This is a genomic window from Streptococcus danieliae, from assembly GCF_025447695.1.
In the GTDB taxonomy this organism is placed as follows: Bacteria; Bacillota; Bacilli; order Lactobacillales; family Streptococcaceae; genus Streptococcus; species Streptococcus danieliae.
In genome coordinates, this window is record NZ_JAOBSU010000100.1 from 1 (window position 1) to 6,470 (window position 6,470).

A 6,470-nucleotide genomic window follows, 5' to 3' on the forward strand; every position below is an offset into this window, starting at 1 on the left:
CCATTGTTTTTTGGCAATTTCTGATGATTTTTTAGCTATTTACACGGAGTTGTTTGAGGTATGAATAATTTGGGTTTTACACTTTTTACGCGAAAACAGCCCCCGGGATCTGAAACACGGTTTGGTAATCATACCCAGCAAAACCGGGGAATCTCGATTTCTTAAAGAAGACAATTGTTGGTTTTGAATAAGTTGCAAGACTGGCAAGACTCGCCTCAATATTCAAAACCGTATCTCTTATTTTCTTTGTCCAACCCTGTACCCAACAATCAAAATCCAGCCCATACACTTTCCTCGTCTTTACACGAATCTCATCCCCAATCCTGAAAGACCGCTGTTGAGCCATTAAATCCAGCGCTTTTTCATTCCCTATCCCTTTTGCTTATTTATTCGCAATTTTCCTTCCAAAAAAACGAATAAAAAAGAAAAAGGCAAAGGAGCTACCGATGAAGAAAAAGCTACTCACCCTACTCCTACTCTTTGTTAGTGCACTGTTAGCACTACCTGTTCTGGCCGAAGCCCGGAAGGAGGTTGGTCCTCAAGAGGCCCACAGTTATCCCTTTCATCTGACCCAGGCCTTGATTGCTAGATCGAAGGCAGGGCAGAGCGTGCGGGGGACGGGTACCTATCTTGGGAAGGGAATCTTACTTACTGCCGCCCACAATCTCACAGATGAGCGAGGACGGCTACTGGCTGGACAGACAGTTCGGTCCTACAATGCTCAGGGGACTGAGGTTTTCCACACGGGTGCTACGGCCCATCCCTACCACCTTCCTGCTGGCTACCGGGGCTACGAGGATTTACGTAAAGATCTGGGGTTGATTGAGGTTACATCCAGTTTAGGGCTTCCCGTGGGGCAGCAGGAGTTAAAATTAGCGGTCTATACCCAGGCTCAGAAGCTGGTAGGGAAAAGGGTCTCCAGTATGGGTTTTTCAAGTCTAACGCGGCCACCCTATACCCAGGCTAGTGGTCAGGTGCTTGCGGTAGAGGCTGATGGTACACTGACGGCAGATTTGGAACTAGTTGAGGAGAACTCGGGTTCACCTGTGTTTCTGGATGGGGAGATTATCGGGATTGTCACAGCGGTAACAGAAGAATGCCGGGGGCAAAGTAGTTGTTCCCGGGCCACCATCACGCTCCTGACTCCAGAACTGAAAAAGGAGCTACTGGATCCCGCCGGAATCCAGGCTCGCTTGATAGACTAATAAAAAGTCCCCTGCGTGTGTGCGCAAGGGACTTTTCAGCTGGTTCAGTGGCCTAGGTAGGCAGTGTCGACGGTTCGGAGGCCGTCGATGTGGAGGCTGAGATTGTCCTTGATGGGACCGCCCAGCGGATCGAGGATAAAGTCGATGCCTTCTCGTCGTGCCAGTTTGGCGGCGGGGACGAAGTCACTATCACCGGCGATGAGGATGATGCGGTCGACTTGTTGTTTATAGGCCAGGGAGCAGATGTCCAAACCGATGCGGATGTCCGTCCCCTTTTGCTGGAGGTTGAGGCGGAAGTCCATTTCCTTGAGGTCATCCACGGTGCGCTGGCCGGATAGGAGAGCCTGTAGAGCTTCTTCTCGCAGCGTGTAGCGGGGACTGCTTTCCGATAGTTCTCCCATACGTAGGGCGATCCGGCGTTTGTGGCTCAGTTCCATAAAAAATTCCTGGGTCCAGCGGAGGGTGTCACTTTTACTGTAGTCCACAACCCGAGTCCCGAAGGGATTCAGCAGACTCGCTGCTAGTGGGGGACAGTCATAATAGAAGATCCTGTAGAGGTCGTGGCGGACTTCCGCCTGGTAGCAAGATTCCTTCAAATGCCGACTACAATACTTATACAACCGCTGGGCTGATTGGGCTGGCTCCTCTGAACCGTAGGCCAGATTGGTCCGCTTACGGTAATAGCCACCGTCTACTAAAATTGCTGTTTTCATAAAACTCCTTTTCCTGCCTGGAAAAGAGACCTAGCCCTTTTCCCCAACAGACCTTATAAAATCTGAGAGTTACCCTCTCATCTTTTTATTCGAAAAAAAATTTAAAAAAACTCAACGAGTCTGCTTCGACTCGCTGATTTGTTAATATTCCATAAAACGGCCCAGGGTGTGGACATTGTCCGCAATGGTCACAAAGGCTTCGGGATCGGTTTCCCGCATGATCCACTTGAATTCGTGGTACTCTGCGCGCGTGATGATGATGATCAAGACCGCCTTGCGCTCATGCTTATAGGCGCCCTCAGCATCATTCAAGATGGTCACCCCGCGCTCCAAACCGGTATGGATGCCCTTGATGACCCGCTCTGGATAGCTGGTCACAATCATGGCCTGCATTTTTCGTTGCTTGGTAAAAACCAAATCGGTCACCCGCGTGGAGACAAAGAGGGTTACCAAGGAATAAAAAGCATAGGGCCAGCCAAAGGAGAGCCCGGCCATGAGAATAATCACCCCGTTGAGGGCCAGCGACAAGTTGCCGACCTGCCGACCCGTCCGCTTGCGGATAGTCAAAATCACAACATCCATCCCGCCACTAGAGATATTGGCCCGCAGGGCCAAACCAATCCCCAAGCCCATCAGAGCACCCCCAAAGAGGGCATTGATCATCGGATCAGGGGTCAAGGTCACTTCTGGAATCCACTCCATAAAAAGAGTGGAAAAGCTGACCGTGATAAAGGTGAAAATTGTAAACTTAGGCCCGATCTGGCACCAGGCTAGCACCATCAAGGGAATATTGATGGCGTAATAAATCGCGGCCAGGGGCAGGTTCAGCCCCCCATAAATAGCCAGCTTCACCTGAATAATCTGGGCCAAACCAGTAGCTCCAGACGAGTAGACATGCCCGGGCTGGTAGAAAAAATTGATAGCCAGGGCTGACAAAATACCGTAGAGCACTGCAGCCGATAACTTCTCATCATACTTTTCCCGGGAAATGCTCTGTAGGAGTTTGATAAAGTGGAAACGCCGACCTAGTTCATCCAACCAGGCCCGAAAAGCACGGTAGTATTTATTCCTTTTCATCCTCTTGAACCCGTAGACTCAGCTCTTCCAATTGGCTCAAAGCCACTGGACTCGGAGCCTGAGTCATAGGATCTGTGGCCTTGTTGTTTTTCGGAAAGGCGATAACTTCCCGAATATTGTCTTGGCCAGCGAGCAGCATTACAAAGCGGTCCAAACCGATGGCCAAGCCGCCATGTGGTGGGAAGCCGTAATCCATAGCTTCGAGCAGGAAGCCAAATTGTTCTGCTGCTTCTTCTTGACTGAAGCCAAGAGCCTTAAACATCCGTTCTTGTAGGTCTCGCTGGTTAATCCGAAGGCTTCCGCCACCCAATTCATAACCGTTCAAGACAATATCGTAGGCAATGGCCTTAACCTTGCTGAGGTCGCCTTCCAACTCGGAAGCCGTATCCATTTGTGGCAGGGTAAACGGATGGTGGGCACTCATGTAGCGGCCTTCTTCTTCAGACCACTCAAACATTGGCCAGTCTACGACCCAGAGGAAGTCGAAGCGGCTCTCGTCGATAAGACCCAGCTCTTTTCCTAAACGCACGCGCAACGCCCCAAGAGTTGCATTGGCCACTTCCAATTCATCCGCAACAAAGAGCACCAAGTCCTGCTCGCCCAACTGGAGGCGGACCACCAACTGCTCTTCGTGGCTGGTCAAGAATTTGGCAACCGGCCCTGTCAGAGCACCGTCTAGGTATTTGACCCAAGCCAAGCCCTTAGCGCCATATTGCTTGGCAATCTCGGTCAACTTATCGATATCCTTACGGGAATACTGGTCAGCAGCACCACGCACCACAATGGCCTTAACAGCTGGAGCTTGGGAGAAGACCTTGAATTCTACATCGGCAACCAACTCGGTCAAGTCTTCCAAAAGCATGTCAAAGCGGGTATCTGGCTTATCAACCCCGTAGAGTCGCATGGCTTCATCGTATTTCATCCATGGGAAGGGCAGGCTAACCTCAATACCTTTGGTATCCTTCATTACCTTGGCAATCATGCCTTCTACCAAGTCTTGAATTTCTTGTTCGGATAGGAAAGAGGTCTCCAAGTCCACCTGGGTAAATTCTGGCTGACGGTCGCCCCGCAAGTCTTCATCCCGGAAACACTTCACAATTTGATAGTAGCGGTCAAATCCGGCATTCATCAAAAGCTGCTTGGTGATTTGCGGACTTTGAGGGAGGGCATAGAAGTGCCCCTCATGCACCCGGCTTGGCACCAAGTAGTCCCGAGCTCCTTCTGGTGTGGACTTAGCCAAGAAAGGCGTCTCCACATCAATAAATTCTTGCCCATCCAGGTAATTCCGGATGCTGTGGGTTACCTGAGCCCGTAGTTTAAAGTTGGCCAACATCTCCGGACGGCGCAAATCCAAGTAACGGTAACGCAAGCGGGTATCATCATTAACTTCAATGCCATCCTTGATTTCAAACGGTGTTGTTTTGGCCGTGTTTAAGATGGTCAACTGCTCCACCTGCATCTCCACTTGCCCTGTTGGCAATTGGTCATTGGCCTGCTCCCGAGCCAGAATCTTCCCGGTCGCCTCAATCACATACTCGGACCGCAAACTCTCAGCCGCCTGCATAACCGCCGCATCCACTAATTCAGGATTGATCACCAACTGCATCAACCCTTCCCGGTCGCGCAGGTCAATAAAGATCAAACCACCCAAATCCCGACGACGACCAACCCAACCTTTTAGGGTCAGCGTCTGACCAATTTGCTCCGAGCGCACGCGCCCCGCATACATCGAACGTTCCATCAACCTATTCCTCTTTCTCTGTTTGTCTTATTTCATGTAAAATTTCAATGGCTGTTCCTGTGATAAAGTAGGCCAGTCCAGCCAAAAAGCCAAATATCAGGGCCAAATAGCGGTAAAAGAAGTCATTCCGGGCCAAGGCGCAAATACAACCAATCACCAGCCCGACCACCAGCGCTTGGATCAGCGCCCCTATCAGTCTCTTCTTCATCTGACTAGTCATCTCCCAAAGCTAAGACTCGTGCCACAACTGCCGCAGCATCTTGCTCCAAGTCACTCAAAGCCACTTCCATCTGAGCCCGTGTGGCGTTGTTTTTAACCGTCACCCGACCAGATTCCAACTCAGATTCTCCAAGAGTAATCAAGGTCTTGGCCTGGAATTGATCCGCCGCCTTAAACTGAGCCTTGAGCTTGCGGTTGAGATACTCTCGCTCCGCTGTCAATCCTTGCCGACGCAGGGACTGAACCAAAAGGGTTGCAGCCTGATTCACCTTTACCTCCTTAGAGGTCGAATCTGACAGATCATCAGTATCTGAAAAGTCATACGGATTTTTTAACTTGTTACTTTTTTCTGCCCCCAAGGTAGCAACATAGACATCCAAGGCTGGTAAACCTGGAAGTTCTACCCCTTGCTTGTCAAGCAGTAAAAGCAAGCGCTCCACCCCAAGACCAAACCCAAAACCTGGGGTCTCAGGACCACCAAAGTAGGTCACCAAGCCATCGTAACGACCACCGGCGCAGACCGTCAAATCAGCCCCCTTAACCTCTGTGATAAATTCAAAAATGGTGTGGTTGTAGTAATCCAGCCCCCGCACCATCCGCGGATCCATCACATAGTCAATCCCCAGGGCATCCAACAGGCTACGCACCTGATCCAGGTGCGCCTGGCTTTCCTCATCCAGGTAATCCAAGATCGACGGAGCTCCCTCCACCAAGGCTTGATCCGCCTTTTCCTTGGAGTCCAAAACCCGTAAAGGATTCTCCTCCAAGCGGCGTTGACTATCCGCTGATAGGGACTCCTTATGCGGTAGGAGATAGTCAATGAGGGCTTGCCGATAAGTAGCCCGCACTTGCGGTGTTCCCAAGCTGTTAAGATGCAGACGAATCCCTGTCAAGCCCAGCTCTCTGAAAAAATCGGCCGCCATAGCAATCACTTCAACATCGGTCGCCGGATTACTAGACCCGAAAGCCTCGACCCCAATCTGGTGGAACTCCCGCAAACGACCCGCTTGCGGCCGCTCATAGCGGAACATAGAGCCCATGTAGAAGAGCTTCACCGGCTTTTGCACCTCCGGCGCAAACAACTTATTCTCCACATAGGAACGCACCACCGGCGCTGTCCCTTCCGGACGCAGGGTAATATGACGATCGCCCTTATCATAGAAATCATACATTTCCTTGCTGACAATATCTGTCGTATCACCGACCGACCGGCTAATCACCTCGTAATGCTCGAAGTGAGGCGTCCGGATCTCCTCAAAGCGGTAGCGTCCGAAAATTTCCCGAGCCCGCGCTTCCACAAACTGCCATTTACGCGATTCGCCCGGTAAAATGTCCTGGGTTCCCTTTGGTTTCTGTAGTTTCATAACGTTCCTTTTCCTTTAGTTACATTAGAACAATTTTAGCACAATTCCCCCCTCTACGAAAGCTCTAGCTCAAAGGAATCATTCCCGTTGCTTATTCTTTTTGAAAATAATGTCAGGATTCTGACTCCTCATCATCAATTTCATAAAAATG

At 50.6% G+C, this 6,470-nt stretch carries 6 protein-coding genes; 1 reads left to right on the forward strand and 5 read right to left on the reverse strand.

The window, feature by feature from the left end; all coding sequences use genetic code 11:
- Positions 1 to 446: 446 nt before the first annotated feature.
- Positions 447 to 1,205: a trypsin-like serine peptidase gene (locus N4310_RS07105; RefSeq protein WP_262092631.1), complete on the forward strand. Its 759-nt coding sequence runs from the start codon at positions 447 to 449 to the stop codon at positions 1,203 to 1,205.
- A 44-nt stretch (positions 1,206 to 1,249) separates the two neighbouring features.
- On the opposite strand, the gene N4310_RS07110 is transcribed toward N4310_RS07105, so the two are convergent.
- The 5 genes from N4310_RS07110 to hisS form a co-directional block, all read right to left on the reverse strand.
- A complete protein-coding gene (locus tag N4310_RS07110) occupies positions 1,250 to 1,918 on the reverse strand; it encodes an NYN domain-containing protein (RefSeq protein WP_262092632.1) in 669 nt (222 codons plus the stop codon).
- Positions 1,919 to 2,059: 141 nt separating this feature from the next.
- A complete protein-coding gene (locus N4310_RS07115) occupies positions 2,060 to 2,995 on the reverse strand; it encodes a YitT family protein (protein ID WP_262092633.1) in 936 nt (311 codons plus the stop codon).
- A complete protein-coding gene (gene aspS / locus N4310_RS07120) occupies positions 2,982 to 4,736 on the reverse strand; it encodes an aspartate--tRNA ligase (protein WP_262092634.1) in 1,755 nt (584 codons plus the stop codon). The genes N4310_RS07115 and aspS overlap by 14 nt, the downstream gene beginning before the upstream one ends.
- Positions 4,737 to 4,740: 4 nt before the next feature.
- Positions 4,741 to 4,944: a hypothetical protein gene (locus tag N4310_RS07125; protein WP_262092635.1), complete on the reverse strand. Its 204-nt coding sequence runs from the start codon at positions 4,942 to 4,944 to the stop codon at positions 4,741 to 4,743.
- A 4-nt stretch (positions 4,945 to 4,948) separates the two neighbouring features.
- Positions 4,949 to 6,319: a histidine--tRNA ligase gene (hisS, locus tag N4310_RS07130; RefSeq protein WP_262092636.1), complete on the reverse strand. Its 1,371-nt coding sequence runs from the start codon at positions 6,317 to 6,319 to the stop codon at positions 4,949 to 4,951.
- Positions 6,320 to 6,470 lie beyond the last annotated feature (151 nt).